Origin of the sequence: Paenarthrobacter sp. CCNWLY172, assembly GCF_037402035.1 — a bacterium.
Lineage (GTDB): Bacteria > Actinomycetota > Actinomycetes > Actinomycetales > Micrococcaceae > Arthrobacter.
Map to the genome: position 1 here is coordinate 15163 of NZ_JBBEGB010000008.1, position 16647 is coordinate 31809.

General features: G+C 59.9%; 16 protein-coding genes. 15 read left to right on the forward strand and 1 reads right to left on the reverse strand.

Annotation, left to right across the window (positions count from 1 at the left end):
* The first annotated feature begins 14 nt into the window (after positions 1 to 14).
* From WBN73_RS13720 to WBN73_RS13780, 13 genes are all read left to right on the forward strand, one after another.
* Complete coding sequence (locus tag WBN73_RS13720) at positions 15 to 1493, forward strand: 2-hydroxymuconic semialdehyde dehydrogenase (RefSeq protein ID WP_337340650.1); 1479 nt, start codon at positions 15 to 17, stop codon at positions 1491 to 1493.
* Complete coding sequence (locus WBN73_RS13725; protein WP_091466902.1) at positions 1490 to 2278, forward strand: 2-keto-4-pentenoate hydratase; 789 nt, start codon at positions 1490 to 1492, stop codon at positions 2276 to 2278. Before WBN73_RS13720 ends, WBN73_RS13725 begins: the two co-directional genes overlap by 4 nt.
* Positions 2275 to 2736: a RidA family protein gene (locus WBN73_RS13730; RefSeq protein ID WP_091466904.1), complete on the forward strand. Its 462-nt coding sequence runs from the start codon at positions 2275 to 2277 to the stop codon at positions 2734 to 2736. The genes WBN73_RS13725 and WBN73_RS13730 overlap by 4 nt, the downstream gene beginning before the upstream one ends.
* On the forward strand, positions 2733 to 3278 hold the full coding sequence (locus tag WBN73_RS13735; RefSeq protein WP_337340648.1) for a 3-hydroxyanthranilate 3,4-dioxygenase: 546 nt from the start codon (positions 2733 to 2735) through the stop codon (positions 3276 to 3278). Before WBN73_RS13730 ends, WBN73_RS13735 begins: the two co-directional genes overlap by 4 nt.
* A gap of 39 nt (positions 3279 to 3317) precedes the next feature.
* Entirely contained in the window at positions 3318 to 4373 is a 1056-nt protein-coding gene (locus tag WBN73_RS13740) for an amidohydrolase family protein (protein ID WP_091466908.1), read from the forward strand.
* A 72-nt stretch (positions 4374 to 4445) separates the two neighbouring features.
* The gene (locus tag WBN73_RS13745) at positions 4446 to 5795 is read left to right on the forward strand and encodes an MFS transporter (RefSeq protein WP_091466909.1); all 1350 of its coding nucleotides are present in this window, start codon (positions 4446 to 4448) and stop codon (positions 5793 to 5795) included.
* Positions 5796 to 5870: 75 nt separating this feature from the next.
* Positions 5871 to 7013: a thiolase family protein gene (locus WBN73_RS13750; protein WP_091466911.1), complete on the forward strand. Its 1143-nt coding sequence runs from the start codon at positions 5871 to 5873 to the stop codon at positions 7011 to 7013.
* On the forward strand, positions 7010 to 7309 hold the full coding sequence (locus tag WBN73_RS13755; RefSeq protein ID WP_091466913.1) for a zinc ribbon domain-containing protein: 300 nt from the start codon (positions 7010 to 7012) through the stop codon (positions 7307 to 7309). The genes WBN73_RS13750 and WBN73_RS13755 overlap by 4 nt, the downstream gene beginning before the upstream one ends.
* Positions 7310 to 7322: 13 nt before the next feature.
* A complete protein-coding gene (locus WBN73_RS13760; protein WP_243836741.1) occupies positions 7323 to 8939 on the forward strand; it encodes an ATP-dependent acyl-CoA ligase in 1617 nt (538 codons plus the stop codon).
* Positions 8940 to 9022: 83 nt separating this feature from the next.
* Positions 9023 to 9832, forward strand: coding sequence for a 2-keto-4-pentenoate hydratase (locus WBN73_RS13765; RefSeq protein ID WP_091466915.1), 810 nt, complete (start codon positions 9023 to 9025; stop codon positions 9830 to 9832).
* Positions 9833 to 9871: 39 nt separating this feature from the next.
* Entirely contained in the window at positions 9872 to 10828 is a 957-nt protein-coding gene (locus WBN73_RS13770) for an acetaldehyde dehydrogenase (acetylating) (RefSeq protein ID WP_091466917.1), read from the forward strand.
* Positions 10825 to 11859 (forward strand): 4-hydroxy-2-oxovalerate aldolase, encoded by a 1035-nt coding sequence (dmpG, locus tag WBN73_RS13775; protein ID WP_091466919.1) that lies wholly within the window; start codon positions 10825 to 10827, stop codon positions 11857 to 11859. The genes WBN73_RS13770 and dmpG overlap by 4 nt, the downstream gene beginning before the upstream one ends.
* A 19-nt stretch (positions 11860 to 11878) precedes the next feature.
* A complete protein-coding gene (locus WBN73_RS13780; protein ID WP_091466920.1) occupies positions 11879 to 12844 on the forward strand; it encodes a quinone oxidoreductase family protein in 966 nt (321 codons plus the stop codon).
* Positions 12845 to 13619: 775 nt separating this feature from the next.
* On the opposite strand, the gene WBN73_RS13785 is transcribed toward WBN73_RS13780, so the two are convergent.
* Positions 13620 to 14267 (reverse strand): TetR/AcrR family transcriptional regulator, encoded by a 648-nt coding sequence (locus tag WBN73_RS13785; RefSeq protein WP_210077219.1) that lies wholly within the window; start codon positions 14265 to 14267, stop codon positions 13620 to 13622.
* Positions 14268 to 14449: 182 nt separating this feature from the next.
* On the opposite strand from WBN73_RS13785, the gene WBN73_RS13790 reads away from it, so the two are divergent.
* Together WBN73_RS13790 and WBN73_RS13795 are read left to right on the forward strand one after the other, a co-directional pair.
* Positions 14450 to 14680, forward strand: a complete 231-nt coding sequence (locus tag WBN73_RS13790) for a hypothetical protein (protein WP_337340647.1) — start codon at positions 14450 to 14452, stop codon at positions 14678 to 14680.
* 32 nt (positions 14681 to 14712) lie between these two features.
* Positions 14713 to 16515 carry a sigma-54-dependent Fis family transcriptional regulator gene (locus WBN73_RS13795; protein ID WP_337340646.1) on the forward strand — a complete coding sequence of 601 codons (1803 nt, stop codon included), beginning with the start codon at positions 14713 to 14715 and terminating at the stop codon, positions 16513 to 16515.
* Positions 16516 to 16647: the final 132 nt, after the last annotated feature.

Consider the following 16647-nt stretch of genomic DNA (forward strand, 5'->3'; position numbering starts at 1 on the left):
GAGAAGCACCCATCATGGCGATTCCTACTCTGCGTAACTTCGTCGGCGGAGCCTTCCTTGACGCCGCCGACAAGACTTTTGAAAAGATCAGCCCCGTCGATGGCAGCGTTGTCGCCCACGTTGCCGAGGCCGACCGCGGCACTATTGACATGGCGGTTAAGGCCGGTCGGAGCGCACTGCAAGGCCGCTGGGGGAGTTCCACAGTCAATGAACGCGCAGCCCTGCTGCGGCGTATCGCGGATCGCATCGAAGCACGATTCGACGATCTGCTCGCCGCCGAAATCGCCGATACCGGCAAACCGGAAGCACTTGCCAGGGACCTCGACGTAGCCCGTGCAGCAGCCAACTTCCGCGCGTTTGCAGACATCATCGCCGCCGAAGGCCTGGACTCCTTCCTCACCGAACTTCCCGACGGCCGACGGGCCCTGAACTACGCTTTGCGCCGGCCGCTGGGCGTAGTCGCCGTAGTAGTGCCGTGGAACCTGCCTCTGTTGCTGTTGACCTGGAAAGTGGCTCCCGCAATCGCCTGCGGCAACGTGGTGATCGTCAAGCCATCGGAGGAAACGCCGTCGTCCGCGACCCTCCTGGCTGAGATCATGGCCGAGGCCGGCGTACCCGATGGCGTGTTCAACCTGATCCACGGCTTTGGTCCAGGATCGGCTGGCGAATTCCTCACCACGCATGAAGGCATCGACGGAATCACCTTTACAGGGGAGTCGTCCACTGGTTCGGCCATCATGCACGCGGCGGCGTCCAACGTCCGCCCGGTCTCTTTTGAACTCGGCGGTAAGAATGCTGCACTTGTTTTCGCAGACGCGGACCTCGAAGCTGCTGTGGACGGGCTCACCCGGTCGATCTTCACCAACACCGGGCAAGTCTGCCTCTGCACCGAGCGGGTCTACATCCAGCGTCCCATCTTTGACGATGTCGTAGCTGGACTTTCTGAGCGCGCCAGAGGCCTGACGCTCGGTCAGCCCATGGATCCCCGGACCACCACCGGACCACTGATCTCCCTTACTCACAGGCAAAAAGTTCTCTCATACCTCGAACGCGCTAAGCAGCTAGGCGGTGAGGCGATTGTGGGCGGTGGGATCCCCAATCTGGGCCACGAACTCAGTGGTGGCGCTTGGATTGAACCGACACTCTGGACCGGGCTCAGTCACGACGCACCCGTGATGCGCGAAGAAGTCTTCGGCCCCGTCGCGGGCCTGATTCCCTTCGACAACGAGGAAGAGGCCGTGCGCCTGGCCAACGACACCAAGTACGGCCTGGCTGCTTCTGTTTGGACCACCAATCTGGAGAGAGGACACCGGGTTGCTGGCCGCATGAACACCGGAATTACATGGGTCAACACCTGGTTCCTTCGCGACCTGCGCTCACCCTTCGGCGGGGCCGGTCTGTCCGGTATCGGCCGCGAAGGCGGTACCCACTCACTCCACTTTTATACCCAACCCACCAACGTGTGCGTAAACCTGAGCGAGGCAACACGATGACCGCAACCCACCCAGCCCCACCAATCAGCGAGATAGCGCGCAGACTCGATCAGGCCGAACGTAAAGGTATCGCCATAAATCAATTCGGCGACGTGCTGTCGCTTGACGCTGCCTATGAGGTACAGGCCGAATTGCGGGACCTTCGCTTGGCGCGGGGAGAGCACCTTACGGGCGCGAAGCTGGGGTTCACCAGCGAGGCGAAGATGGCGCAGATGGGCGTGAAGGAAGTAATCGTTGGATTCCTCACCTCGACCATGGAAGTGCACAACGGCGACCGGCTTCGGCTTGACGGGTCCGTTCACCCACGCGTTGAACCCGAAGTCGCCTTCCGCTTCGGCCAGGCCGTCCCGCCAGATGCATCGGAGGAGCAGATCATTGCAAGCGTGGACGCAGTGGCACCCGCGCTTGAGATCATCGATTCGCGCTATCTCAACTTCTCGTTCAGTCTCGCTGACGTCGTTGCTGACAATACCTCGGCTAGTCGCTACGTCCTGGGCGAGTGGGTTACCTTTACGGACGATCTTGCCGGCCGGACGGTAACACTGCTTGTCGACGGATCCATCACCGAAACAGGGACCACTTCGGCTATCCTCGGTGACCCCCTGAACGCACTGCGGGAGTTTGCCCGGATGTACCGCCGCCACGGAGCCGGGCTCCCGGCCGGTGCAGTACTGCTGGCAGGCGCAGCAACTGCTGCCGTTCCACTCTCACCAGGGTCCACCATCACGGCCATCGTCGCCGGTATTGGCAGCGTTGAACTGGAGACGGCAGGAGCTGACGCATGAGCGGGGCGAAACTTGTAGGGGACATGGCAAAGCCCCGTGGCCGCTTTCCCCACGTCAAGACTGCCGGTGACGTGATCTACGTTTCCGGGACAAGCAGCAGACGACCGGACAACACCTTCGTTGGTGTTGAAGCAGACGAACTGGGCACCACGAACCTCGACATTCGTGCGCAGACCCAAGCGGTCATCGAGAACATTGGACGCATTCTCCAGAGCGTCGGCGCCTCTCTCGACGACGTCGTTCAAGTCACTGCTTTCCTCGTCAACATGAATGACTTTGGCGGCTACAACGAAGTGTACGGACAGTATTTCGACGAGGACGGGCCGGCCCGCACCACCGTCGCCGTCCACCAACTTCCACATCCACACCTTCTCATCGAAATCCAGGCGATAGCCCACAGGAGGCAACCGCCGACAACATCAACACAACAACTGGAACAACAAGGAGCAGGACAATGACCACAAGCACCAACAAAACAAGCATCCTTCCCGTTTTCAACTTCCAGCAGTGGCTGGCCGAAAACGAGGCCTCACTGAAGCCGCCGGTAAACAACAAAGCAATGTGGACCCAGGTCGATGACTTCATCGTCCAGGTGGTCGGCGGCCCGAACCAGCGCACCGATTTCCACGTCGATCCCTACGAGGAGTGGTTCTACCAAGTAAAGGGCAACATGCATGTCAACGTCGTCACAGACGAAGGCATCAAGCGGGTAGACGTCCGGGAGGGCGAGATGTGGCTGCTCTCGGGCAACATCCCCCACTCACCCCAGCGACCCGAAGCCGGGTCCATCGGCATCGTGATTGAGCGCATCCGGGAGGAAGGAACCACGGAGAAGTTCCAGTGGTACTGCCTTGAGTGTTTCGACCTCATTCACGAGGTCGAACTCCAGGTCCGGGACATCGTGGAAGACCTGCCGCCCGTATTCGAGAAGTTCTACGCCAGCGACGTTTCCGCGCGCACGTGCAAGAACTGCGGGGCTGTCCACCCCGGCCGGGGCTAAGCAACCTCTCCTGAAAACGCATCTAAGGAAAAGATCCCTGTGACCAACCCTTCACCAACCATCGACATCCACACCCACTACGTGCCGAACGGGTGGCCCGACCTTGCCCAGGAAACTGGCGCAAACGGGCCTTGGCCGTGGCTTCGCAGCGATTCGGAACGGGAAGCGATGCTCATGCTGGGCTCCGCTGAATTCCGGCCCCTCCGCTCGAATGCCTGGGCCGCAGAAGAGCGGCTCGCCGCCATGGATGCGGACGGTGTGGACGTACAGGTTGTCTCACCCACCCCAGTGTTCTTCTCCTACGCCCGCGATCCAAAAGAAGCGGTCAAAGTGAGCCGGATCTTCAATGATCTGGCGTTGGAGGTCTGTGATCCAGCACCCCAACGCCTCATCCCTTTCTGCCAGGTGCCACTGCAGGACACGGATGCTGCGTGCCGTGAACTTGACCGGTCACTGGAGAACGGCCACGTAGGCGTTGAAATCGGCAACCACGTGGGCGACCGTGACCTGGACGATGAAGGCATCATCACCTTCCTGCAACACTGCGCAGACCGGAACGCCGCCGTTTTTGTGCACCCTTGGGACATGCCCACTTCACCCCGGCTCGATCGATGGATGGCGCGTTGGTTAGTGGGCATGCCCGGGGAAACACACTTGTCCATACTGTCGCTCATCCTCGGCGGTGGCTTCGACAGACTCCCCGCCCACCTACGCCTGTGCTTTGCACATGGAGGTGGCTCCTTTCCCTACTGGGTAGGGCGCATGGACAATGCCTGGCACCAGCGTCCGGACCTCATCGCCACATCCGAGTTCCCACCATCTCACTACCTGAACCGGTTCAGCGTGGACTCAGTAGTTTTCAATGACGCCTCCTTGCGGCTACTTACCGACGTCATGGGAAGCGAGCACATCATGCTGGGATCCGATTTCCCCTACCCCTTGGGCGAAAGGCCCGCGGGAAACCTCATCAGAAAGTCTGCCTTCTTGACTCAAGAACAACAGAGTCAAATCCTGAGCAGTAACGCACAAAAATTTCTCGGGATGGACGTCGACGCTGACGTCCGGACCTTCAACGAAACACCGGCCAGTGCTTGATGGCTGACCCGAAGGATCCCCGCTGTCGTGGATCTTCGCCCCTAACCCCCCCCTTTTTCCCAGGAGACGCTCATGTCACAAAAAGCCCCAGGCGCCAGCGACGCCAAAAGCCATGGAATTAAGCGCTATATCGTTGCATCCCTCATCGGGAATTCGCTCGAATGGTACGACTTCTTCCTCTATGCGACGGCGGCTGCCATCGTATTCGGAAAACTGTTCTTCCCGGCCGGCACTGACCCGCTTGTTGGTACTTTGGGAGCCTTCGTAGGCTTCGCGGTTGGGTTCGCTGCCCGTCCTTTTGGCGGGATTCTCTTCGGTCACATCGGTGACCGGGTGAGCCGGAAAACGGCCCTGGTGTTGACCCTGACCATCATGGGTATAGCCACCTTCCTGATGGGCCTGCTGCCCACGTACCAGCAGGTAGGCATCTGGGCCCCCATATTGCTGGTCGTTCTGCGTGTTCTCCAAGGCATCGCTGCCGGCGGTGAGTGGGGCGGCGGCGTTCTGATCATCAGCGAAAACTCATCGGATAAGCGCCGCGGCTTGTTTTCGGCCTTCAGCCAGGGCGGCGTTACCCTCGGATTTGTCCTCGCCTCGGCAGCTTTCTATCTCGCCCAGCTACTTCCAGAGGAACAATTCCTGGCGTGGGGCTGGCGCTTGCCGTTCCTCTTGAGCATCCTGTTGTTCGGCGTGGGAATGTACATCCGGTTCCGCTTGCCGGAGACCAAAGAATTCGAACAGGTCAAGAACGACGGCGAACGGGCGGCGTTGCCGGTACTGGCGGCACTGCGGACACACCCCAAGGAAATCCTGGTCGCCATGGGGCTCCGGATGGCAGAAAACGGTGGCTCCTATCTGCTGCTGTCATTCTCCCTTGTTTACGGTGTGCATGTGGGAGTCGAACGGGGAACGCTGCTGTTGGGCGTCATGCTCTCGATGCTGTTTGCGTTCTGCACCATCATTTTCTTTGGGCATCTATCCGACAAGATCGGCCGCCGAAAAGTCTACGCAATTGGGGCCACCGCACTGGCACTCATGGCCTTCCCCTTCTTCTGGCTCATCGACTCGAACTCGCCAGGCCTTATTGTTCTCGCCTACTTCATCGGAAACGGAATTTGCCACGCCGCGATGATCGGGGCCCAGCCCGCCTTCTTCCACGAACTGTTCAGCCCCGAAGTCCGCTATTCAGGAATGGCACTGGGCCACGAAGTAGCAGCTGTTTTTGCCGGCGGACTGGCACCATTCATCGCTACCGCACTCCTGCTGACCTACAACAGCTCAACGCCGGTTGCCCTGTACGCGATCGGCCTCGCTGCCATCACACTGATTGCGTTGGCCTTTTCCAGGAACGTAGGCCAGCACCGAACATCCCCTACGGATACCCAAAAGCACATCGACGACATTAGAGTCGGCCGCCGCTAGCCTCGTCCATTCCGAGTGGAGCCCCCACTGTGGCACTCCGTGGGCTCCACCCAACTGAACAGAAGAGAACCAGACATGGCAGTATCCATCATCGGCGCCGGCGAATCTCCGTACACGCGGCATCCACAACCGGGGACCACAACATCGGGCACACTCGTTGACGCGGTGAGCCGCGCGCTCAAAGATGCCGGGCTTTCCCCCAACGACGTCGACGGTTTCGCAGTCTCTAGCTTTACCTTGGACCCAGACCACGCTATCGACCTCGCATGGAGAATGGGTCTGAAGCTGACGTGGCTCATGCAAGATACCAACGGTGGTGCCAGCGCCGGGAACATGCTGCAGCACGCAGTCCACGCAATCGAAGCGGGCGATGCCTCGGTTGTTGTACTCGCTGCGGGCGATCTCATGGACCATGGCGCCTTCGCCAACCTCGTTGCGAAGTACAACCGGGCCACGGCTGACCATTTGACCCCGTTGCCGATGTCAGGTCCCAACGCGCTTTTTGCCATGCTGACTACCCGCCAGATGGAGAAGTTTGGTCTGACTCGGGAGGACTATGGACGCATTGCCGTGGCCCAGCGGCAATGGGCGGCTCTGAATCCAGGGGCGGTCTATCGAGCGAAGCTGACGCTTGAGCAGTACCTCGATGCGCCGATGGTCGCAACGCCCCTGGGCCGCTTTGACTGTGTACCCCCCGTTACCGGTGCCGATGCGATTGTGCTGGTTGCAGATGAAAGAGCAAGTGGGCGCCGCCGGGTGAGAGTTCTTTCAACCACTGCGTCCTATAATTCGGACCACCAGAAGGGTGACGGTCTGGTCACCGGTCTGCGGATTTGCGCACCGTTGGCGTGGGAGAGGGCAGGTGTCTCTCCGCAGGATATGGATGTCATTAGTGTCTACGACGACTATCCCGCCATGGTCGTCGCGCAGCTCGCGGACATGGGAGCCATTACTGATGGCGCGGACATCCCGGACTTTATCCGGGCCCGGATTCAATCCAGGGAACTCGCCCTTAACACTTCAGGAGGGCAGCTCTCCGCCGGTCAGGCGGGATCAGCTGGCGGAATGCATGGCCTGGTCGAGGCCACACGGCAGTTGCGGGGTCAAGGAGGAGCCAGGCAGGTGCAAGCGAGACTTGCCGCAGTAAGCGGGTACGGCATGGTGTTGTACCGCTACGGCGCCTGCGCAAACATGACAGTGTTGGAGGCCGCCGAATGAGTGCCGTATTCCAAAGATGCGCCAATTGCCGGGCTGCCTACTTCCCGTTCCGGCTCATCTGCTCCAACTGCTCCGACACCTCCTTCATCGAAGATGACATCGATTTTGGAGTGGTTGAAACTGTCACACTGCTCTCCAACGGGCAGCAAACAGCCACCATTGTCTGCCCGGAGGACCTTCAATTCATCGTCCGGATTCTTGGGGGGACAGCCAGGGCGGGCGACCGTATCAGCCTCACCAATACGGACAGCCAAGAGACGGCGCTGGCTGGCTACGTACCTTTCCAGAGATATTAAATTTAGGAGAACCATGTCCGAAGATACCTACCGTGCAGGTTCAGGTGCCGCCTCCATGACGGTTCCCGGTCTGTTGATGGACCGGGCACAAGAACACCCGGACGCGCCGCTCTTGCGTTGCGGTTCCGTTAGACGCGATGGTCGGCAAATGCTCGAAGCTGTGGCCCTGGCCGGGGGAGTGCTGTTGAAGCACGGTATTCGCCCGGGTGACCGTGTCGCGCTGATGTCCAGCAACCGCATCGAACTTCTTGATCTCATCCTGGGGTGCGCATGGGTGGGAGCAATTGCTGTTCCCATCAATACGGCCGCACGAGGAGAACAGCTCCATCACATCCTTGCCAATTCCGAGTCATCACTCCTTGTTACGGAGTCGACGCTGCTTGAACATGTGGACAGGCTTTCGGACCTTCCTGCATTGCGGCAGATCTGGCTGTTTGACGAAGCAGCTTCAGCCCTTGACAGTCGCTACCCTTTCACGGGCTTGCCCAAGGCAACTTCCCCTGTTGAGCCTGCGCCCGTACTACCCGGGGACACGGCAGCGATCCTTTACACTTCCGGTACCACCGGAGTGTCCAAAGGTGTTCAATGCCCGCATGGGCAGTTTTACTGGTGGGGCGTAAATGTCTCTCGTCAGCTTGAAATCACAGAGGCAGACGTTCTGTACACCTGTTTGCCGCTTTTCCATACAAACGCCCTGAACGCGTTCAGCCAGGCATTGGTCAGCGGTGCCGAATACGTCCTGGGACCCCGATTCTCGGCCTCGCGGTTCTGGTCGGATGTTCACAGCGCAGGCGCGACATTCACGTATCTGCTCGGTGCCATGGTGAGCATCCTCGCCAGCAAACCACCTACTCCACTGGACCGGGCGCACGGAGTGGTCGCCGCGCTCGCGCCGGCAACACCTGCCGGGTTGTTGGCATCTTTCCGCGATCGGTTCGGGATCACCCTGATGGACGGCTACGGTTCAACCGAAACCAACTCAATCGTGGCCTCCAGCCGGAGCGAGCAAAGGCCCGGCTACATGGGAAGAGTGCAGCCCGGTTTCAGTGCCCGCATCGTCGACGAGCACGGGTTGGAAGTTCCCGCCGGACAACCAGGTGAGCTGCTGCTGCGCAGCGACCAACCCCATGCCTTCGCCACTGGCTACTATCGGATGCCCGAAGCCACCGTCGCGGCCTGGAAGGACCTCTGGTTCCATACGGGGGACCGCGTCGTGGTGGAAGCAGACGGCTGGGTGCGGTTCGTGGACAGGATCAAGGACGTCATCCGCCGCAGGGGCGAGAACATATCCTCAGCCGAAGTAGAACACGTCCTTCTCGAACACCCTTTGATCAGCGAAGCCGCAGTCTACGCCGTTGACTCCGAACTCGGTGAAGACGAAGTCATGGCTGCAATCGTCACCAAGGAATCCCTGGAGTTCAGCGACATCGAAGCCTTTTGCGAGCCTCGGCTTGCGAAGTACGCGATCCCGCGCTTCATACGCATTGTTCAGGACCTCCCGAAAACCGAAAACGGCAAAGTGCGGAAGACCGTGCTGAGAGAAGAGGGCACTGCAGCAGCCCAATGGGACAGGGAATCGCAGCAGCACAACCTATCCACGCCGGCATTGAGCCCCACGGGCCATAGATAAGCCAGTCGAGGACCGTCCATGGATCCTCCAGCTGCCCCAACAACCACAAGCCGGCAAGTCTTCACGCTCTGATAGGAACAACAATGCATACAACCATCAAGACCGGGCAGCGGCGGGAAGAGGTCCTGCAGGGCTTCGCCCAGGAGCTGCTTACCGCCACAGTTACCCGAGCCCCGGTGCCACCCTTGCGTGACCGGCTGGCCGCCATGACCATCCAGGATGCGTACGAGGTTCAGGCCGACCAATTGAAGCAACACCGGGCAGCCGGTCGGGTTCTCGCCGGGAGGAAAGTCGGCTTGACCTCCCAAGCCATGCAAGCACAACTTGGCGTCGACTCGCCCGACTTCGGTTTCTTCTTCGAAGACATGGTCCATCACGACGGAGCACAAATCCCCAGCGACAGTTTCATCTCTCCAAAAGTTGAGCCAGAGTTTGGTTTCCTGCTCAAAGAGGCACTCCAAGGCCCCGGTGTCACCTACCAGCAAGCAGTTGATGCCGTGGAAGCCGTCTACCCTGCGATCGAAATCATCGATTCACGCATCGCTGACTGGAATATCCGATTGGTGGACACCGTGGCGGATAACGCTTCCTGCGGCGCCATCGCAGTTGGCCGGACGCCGCTGGATATCCGCGTCGACGAACTCAAACAGGTTGAATGCACCCTGCGCATTGACGACCATCCGGTGGAAACCGGTACTGGCCAGGCTGTTATGGGTGACCCCATCCTGGCGCTGGTTTGGTTGGCCAACATTTTGGGAGAACAAGGCGTTGCCTTGGAAGCCGGACACCTTGTTCTCCCGGGATCATTCACCAAGGCCCTTCCGGTGGTTGCTGACAGCAGCGCGACCGCCGACTTCGGCGACCTTGGATCCCTGACAATCCACTTCACCTAGCCCATGCATAACAACGGCTACCAATCAAAGGAAACCCACATGGCCAAGAAGACCGCCGCAATTGTCGGTTCAGGCAACATCGGGACCGACTTGATGTTCAAGATCATGCGACGCTCGAAAAACGTCGAAGTCAAATACATGATCGGCATCGACCCCAACTCTGACGGCCTTGCCCGTGCAGCCCGCCTCGGCGTGACAGTCTCTTCAGAAGGAGTCGAGTGGCTGCTGGCGCAGGAGGACAAACCGGACTTCGTGTTTGAATGTACGTCCGCTAAAGCCCATGCGGCGAATGCCCCGAAGTACCGGGCGGCGGGCATCCGGGCCATCGACCTTACCCCTGCCGCGGTGGGACCTTACGTCGCCCCGGTAGTTAATTTGGAATCAATCACCGACACTATGAACGTCAACATGATTACCTGCGCCGGCCAGGCGACGACGCCGATCGTCGCCGCGATCTCGTCGGTAGTCCCCGTGGATTATGCGGAAATCGTGGCATCCATAGCGTCGAAGTCTGCTGGCCCGGGCACGCGGGCCAACGTCGATGAGTTCACGGAAACTACCGCAGAGGCGCTCCAGGTTGTCGGTGGCGCCAAGCAAGGCAAAGCAATTATCATCATCAACCCGGTAGAGCCACCCATGATCATGAGGAACACCATCTACTGCGCCATACCGGCAGAAGCGGCCGAACCGGGCCCGACCCAGGATCGGATCCGGGCTGCAATCGGCGAGGCTGTCGAAAAAACCCGCGAATTCGTTCCTGGTTACGAACTGCGTATCGATCCACAGTTCGATAGCGCCCGCGACGATTGGAATGGTGCCGGCAGGGTGGGCGTGTGGGTCCAGGTGAAAGGTGCCGCGGACTACCTACCCGAATATGCCGGCAACTTGGACATTATCACTGCGGCTGCAACCCGCACGGCAGACCTCCTTGCCGAGAAGATGGACGAGTCTGAGCTCGTCACCGCCTCCACCGAGAACACCGGGAGCCAGTCATGAGCCCTACCGAAAACAGCGGTTCCAGCATCCGCCTGACAGATACCACCCTGCGCGATGGTTCCCACGCCATGAGCCACCGATTCACCGAAGCGCACGTACGAAGCGTAGTCCGGGCACTCGACGATGCCCACGTCGAAGTGATCGAAGTGACCCACGGAGACGGCCTGGGTGGCTCGTCCTTCAACTACGGGTTTTCCCTGACGCCGGAACTGCAACTCATCAAGGCCGCTGTCGATGAAGCCAAACGCGCCAGGATCGCCGTGCTCATGCTTCCGGGCCTGGGCACCATTCACGACCTCAACCAGGCATACGACGTCGGCGCAACAGTTGCGCGGATCGCGACCCACTGCACCGAAGCAGACATCTCCACTCAACATTTCTCCCACGCACGGGATTTAGGCATGGAAACCGTAGGGTTCCTCATGCTCTCCCATCGCGCCAGTCCCGAGGAACTCGCCAAGCAGGCCCGCATCATGGCGGATTCCGGATGTCAGTGCGTTTACGTCGTCGACTCAGCCGGCGCCCTAATTCTTGAAGATGTCTCCGATCGGGTCGCGGCCGTGGTGACCGAACTCGGTGCCGATGCGCAGGTAGGGTTCCATGGCCACCAAAACCTGAGCTTCGGCGTCGCCAATTCGGTCTTCGCTGTACGCGCCGGTGCGCGGCAGATCGACGGCACTCTTGTTGCCTTGGGAGCAGGGGCAGGCAATTCGCCCACGGAAGTACTTGCTGCAGCATTCGATCGGCTCACTATCTCGACGGGCGTAGACACCCAGGGTCTGATGGCCGCAGCGGAAGACATTGTGAAACCCATCATCACCCGCATGCCCGTCATGGACCGTGCTTCAATCATGCAAGGCTACGCCGGGGTCTATTCCTCATTCCTTATCCATGCAGAGCGGGCAGCAGAACGCTACGGGGTGCCGGCCTGGCAGATCCTCCAGGAAGTGGGCAAAGCCGGCTATGTAGGAGGACAGGAAGATATGATCGTCGACGTGGCATTGAACCTGCAGGCGGCCGAAACCAACTGAAACCCCTACCAAGGACGCTATGCCACACGCAATCGTTGCCACCCGCGCCGGCGGGCCCGAAGTATTGAACTATCTAACGGTTCCACGCCCTGTTCCTCAGCGGGGGCAGTTGCTGGTGCGGGTGGCCGCTGCTGGGATTAACTTCAGAGACACCCTTGAACGCAGAGGCACGCGCAAGGCCCTTTTTCCTTACATACCCGGCACGGAAGCCTCAGGAACTGTCGTACAAGCAGCGGAAGGGTCTGAGGGATTTAGCGAAGGCGATCGCATAGCCACGGCAGAAAGCGTCGGCTGCTACGCAGAATATGTCCTGGTCGACGCGGAAAGAGCACTGCCAATACCTGATGACGTCGACGATGTCACCGCGGCCGCACTAACTTTCCAAGGGCTGACTGCCCACTACTTGATAAATTCCTCGTTTGCTGTCGGCGGCCACCACACGGCACTGGTCAACACAGGCGGAGACGAAATGGGCTTGCTCCTTATCCAACTGCTCAAGGCGAAGGGCGCCCGGGTCATAACTACTGCGCCGACGGACCAAAGGGAAGCCCTCGCTCTGCAAGCCGGAGCAGATCAAAACTTCCGTCGCGCCGACTTCAACACGGACGTCCGCAACCTTACCGATGGACGCGGGGTCGATGTCGTGTACGACTGCGTCGGTAGGGACACCTTTGTTGAATCAATTGCCTCGCTCACTGTTCGCGGCGCCTTGGTGTCGTTCGGCCAACGCTCGGGTCCTGTCCCTCCCGTCAATCTGCAAGGAACGATAGCCGCTAAGTCAATAACCCTCATGCAGCCATCCATGGCATCGTATTTACAAAATCCCGTCGAGCGGCGCTGGCGCTCCTCGGAGATCTTCACTGCTGCTGGGAGCAATGCACTCAAGGTCCTTGTAAGCACTCAATACCCCTTATCGGACGCCTGCCGCGCGCATCAGGAACTTGAAGAGGGCAGGCTCCAAGGGAAAGGCATTCTCATACCCTAGCTATCGGTCCTTGACCACACCGGCAGTTCCAGTGCGCCGAAAAGCCTCTGAACGATACACCGGCCTTGCATCCCTTGCTTCAAGGCCCATCGATAGCGCACGTCAATATGGAACCTGTAAGCCCCAGTGTGTTGAGGTGTTCTTTGCTCGGGCAGATGGAGATCGGCCGGCGTGCAATCTGTTCTACCTGCGGGAATGAGTCATGCCTCGGAGGCGTGTCGACCGAGCCAAAAAGAAAGTGTGGACGTTGTCCACACTTTCCACCTCGGACTGGCCCGTACAGCCGCCGAACCGGCCCGGATTCCGCATGTTTCCGCCGCTTCCCAGTGTTTGCAGGGCCCGGAATCTCGTTCGAGTCCCACCTCGGGCACAGCAGACCCCCTCGTCAGAGGGGGTTTTTGCTTTTAAGTGTGTACATTCTGGTTGGTCAGGTCCCTCTGACACTGGCCGCGGGGGGAGCCTGGCGCCGCGGGTCGCCTGTTTTCTTGTGGGGGAGTGGGTTCAGGGTCGTGGCTGGTGAGCCCTCCGCCTGCTCCGAACTGGGGGTATGTGATCCTGTCTTGGTGCGTTCGGTAGGTCGTAGTTGGCCTACACCTCTTCATGGGTAGGGGTGCTGTGCGCAACATGACCTAAGGAACGTGTTCATGGGAGGGGTGATTCGAAGGATTGTCACCCGGCGGGGCTGTCCGGGCGACTGCGATTGCGTCCACGTTCACATTGATGGAGTGAGGGGCCGAACACTCGTTCGCTGAAGCAAAGTTAGCGTGTGACTGGGTCAGAGCTCCAGGCCCAACACCGTTCGCGACAGCACCACGGCTTTGTCTGCCATGGATTCGAGCTCTGCGTCGTCATACTCGTCCGGCGCCCAGCGTGTTGCTCCTTCCAGGAGGGTCACCACAATCCGGACCTTTTCTTCGGGGTTTGTGTAGCCCATGTCTCGCGCGGCCGCCGCGTACATGTCTTCATGCAGGGAGACCCAGTCGTTCACCTGGGCGCGCAGCTCCGAGGGGAGAATCGCGGCCATTCTGTCAGTGGCCACTAGCAGGTCCCAGAGATTGCTTTCGGGAAGCCTCACTTGTCGCGTGAAATGCAGCCTCACCATAGCGTCCCAGAAGTCCGCTGCCGATTCCGCGTGATCAACGGCCTCGAGAAGTGCCAGGCCGAATTGGTGAAAGTGCCAGCGCAGTGATTCCGCCACGATCTCGTCCCTGCCGTTTGGGAAGTGCGAGTAGAGGCTTGGCGGCTTGATGTTGACAGCATTGGCGATGGTGCGCATCGACACGGAGCTGAACCCGTTGGCGATTGCCAGCTCCAGGAAGGCCTTAAGAATGTGGCGCCTGGATGCTCCCTGGCCAGCCCAATCCCATTCCTCCAAGCGGTGGGCGAATGTGTCGCGGGCGGACTTATAGGACGTGCTGCTCATGATCTGACCCTAACAGTCTGGCGTAAAGTACTCGGTTGATCGCGGCGGAAGGCCAGTTCAAATTTCAGTCCAACTCTACAGAAACTCTTGGCTAACGACCATTAGTTAGGTACTCTGAAAGAGGCGCATAGCAGCTCCCGCTGACTCCGCCTTCATCACTGTCAGAGCGGAAGGACCGAATCATGAACATCGAGGATTCGAGCCGGGGGACTCACAGGACTCACCAGAACACCGTCATTCTTGGCAGCGGCCTATCGGGCATGGTTGGCGCCTACATCCGCGCCAAGGCGCTGGAAGACGACGCCGCCAACGACCCAAGCTGGCAGGCGGAACAGGCGTTCCGCCCGACCAGCCAGCGCTGGGGAAGCAAGTGGTTCGCTTCCCGACGCGGCGGCACCGCCGTCGTTTCCTGAAACTCTCCAGTCCACGAAGGAACGTGTTTGACATGGCCTCCGCCGAAGTCCTATCTCCTGGGCTGCCACACGAGTCGCTGCGCCAAACTGACCGGGTACGCGAACTCTTCTTGATGCAGCCCCATGCTGACCTCACCGGGATCCGGCCCATTGTGGCTCGGTCCTGGTACAGAAGCCGTGCCGCCGGCGTCGATGCCGTAGCCGATCGGGGATTCTTTGATGAAGGGCGGGTAGACGAGTACACCATCGGTGCTGCGGGCCCTCACTTGCAGAAGTTGGACGAAGTCGCTGCCGACATGGGTGGCTACGTCAACCTGACCGCTCCCAATGGAGTCCTGGTCAAAGCGGACTTCCTTCGCGACGACGGCTTTCCCGCAGGATACTCGCTGCTGGAGGAGAGCTGCGGCAGCAACGGCGAAGGACTCGCTTTGGAAGAGGGCCGAGGCGTCTGGCTTGCACCGGAGGAGCACTTCCGCGAAGACATGCGGGGCAACTGGTGTTTCGCTTCTCTGGTTCGGGATCCGTTCCATAACAGGGTTCGGGCTGTTATCGGCCTGACTCTGCCTGCCAACCGCGTCTCTTCACTGGAACCGTCGTCCACTTTGTTGATGTTAGAGGGGGTTGCTTCCCGAATAGAACGTGACATTGAGGTCAGGACGTCGTCGAAGGAGCGGGCGCTGCTCAGCGAATACTTGAGGATTTCCCGTCGCCGTGGCAACCGTGCAGTCATTGCCCTTGACGGCAAGAACTCCCTCCTCAACGCGACGGCGACGGGGACCTTGGAGGACAGCGACGTCTCAGTCATCTCCGGGTATGCGAAAGCAGTGATGTCCTCAGGGCGCGAACTGAATTGCGAGGTATCGCTCCAAGGCCCTGGGCTGTCCACCTTGGAAGTCTTGCCAGTGACGTTGTCAGCGGCCAATGTCGGGGCAATCGTGGTGGTCCGTCCACATTCGCCTACCAAAGAACGCAGGGGCAAGACTGGAATCGTCGAGGTGAAGCCGCAGACCTCCCTGCCTGATGCCGGGGACCGTCTCCTGAAGCATCTCGATGGGACGAGCATGGGATTCAAGCGCACCTTGAATCTTGCACGCAAGGCCGTGGAGCAGGAGCGTTCAGTCGTCATCATCGGCGAGCTTGGCAGCGGAAAGCGCCGGCTTGCCGGCGCCATCGCAGAAACACGTGGCCAGCACCTGGTAGTAGACGCCAGAGGTGGCGCGCTCCGAAATCCCCAACTAAGGGATGTCACACACTGCGTATCCACTGAGCTGCCATCGACGTTGATTGTTGAACATGCTGACGAACTTTCCCAAAGCGAAGCGACCGAGCTCGCCCGGAACCTTCGTGGCAATGCAACCACCAAGCTCGCATTTACGATCACCCACCCGACAGACGCCACCCTGATACTCTCCGAGACGTTCAACGTGCTGGAGATTTCTGTTGAGCCGCTGCGTAATAGGCGGGAGGACATTCCGCAACTTGCGAATGCAATCGCAGAAGAGATGGGGGACCGAAGGTTGTCCCGCCGGCTTCTGACAACGCTCACACACGCTGACTGGCCGAGAAACATTGATCAGCTACGGGCCGTGGTGTCCAATGCCGTCGAACGGGCAGGTGGGGCCGAGGTAACCGTAGACGACCTTCCTCAGGGGTTCCACAGGGTCTTGACCAAAGGACGGTTGTCACGGCTGGAGGACGCCGAACTGAGCGAACTCCGGACGGCCCTCCAGGAGGCTTCCGGAAACCGGAGCCTGGCTGCCGAGACTTTGCAGATCGGCCGTTCCACCCTTTACCGCAGAATGGATTATTTCCGAAGCCGGGGGTTTGACCTCTAGCCTCCTTGAGACCACAGCTGAACAGCCGGCCACCACGAGTGGCCGGCTGTTTCGCGCTCTGTTCACCGACGCCGGCAGCGGCTGGGACAGTGTCCCAGCACGGTGTCTCGATTTGGTACGGATGAGCCCGGC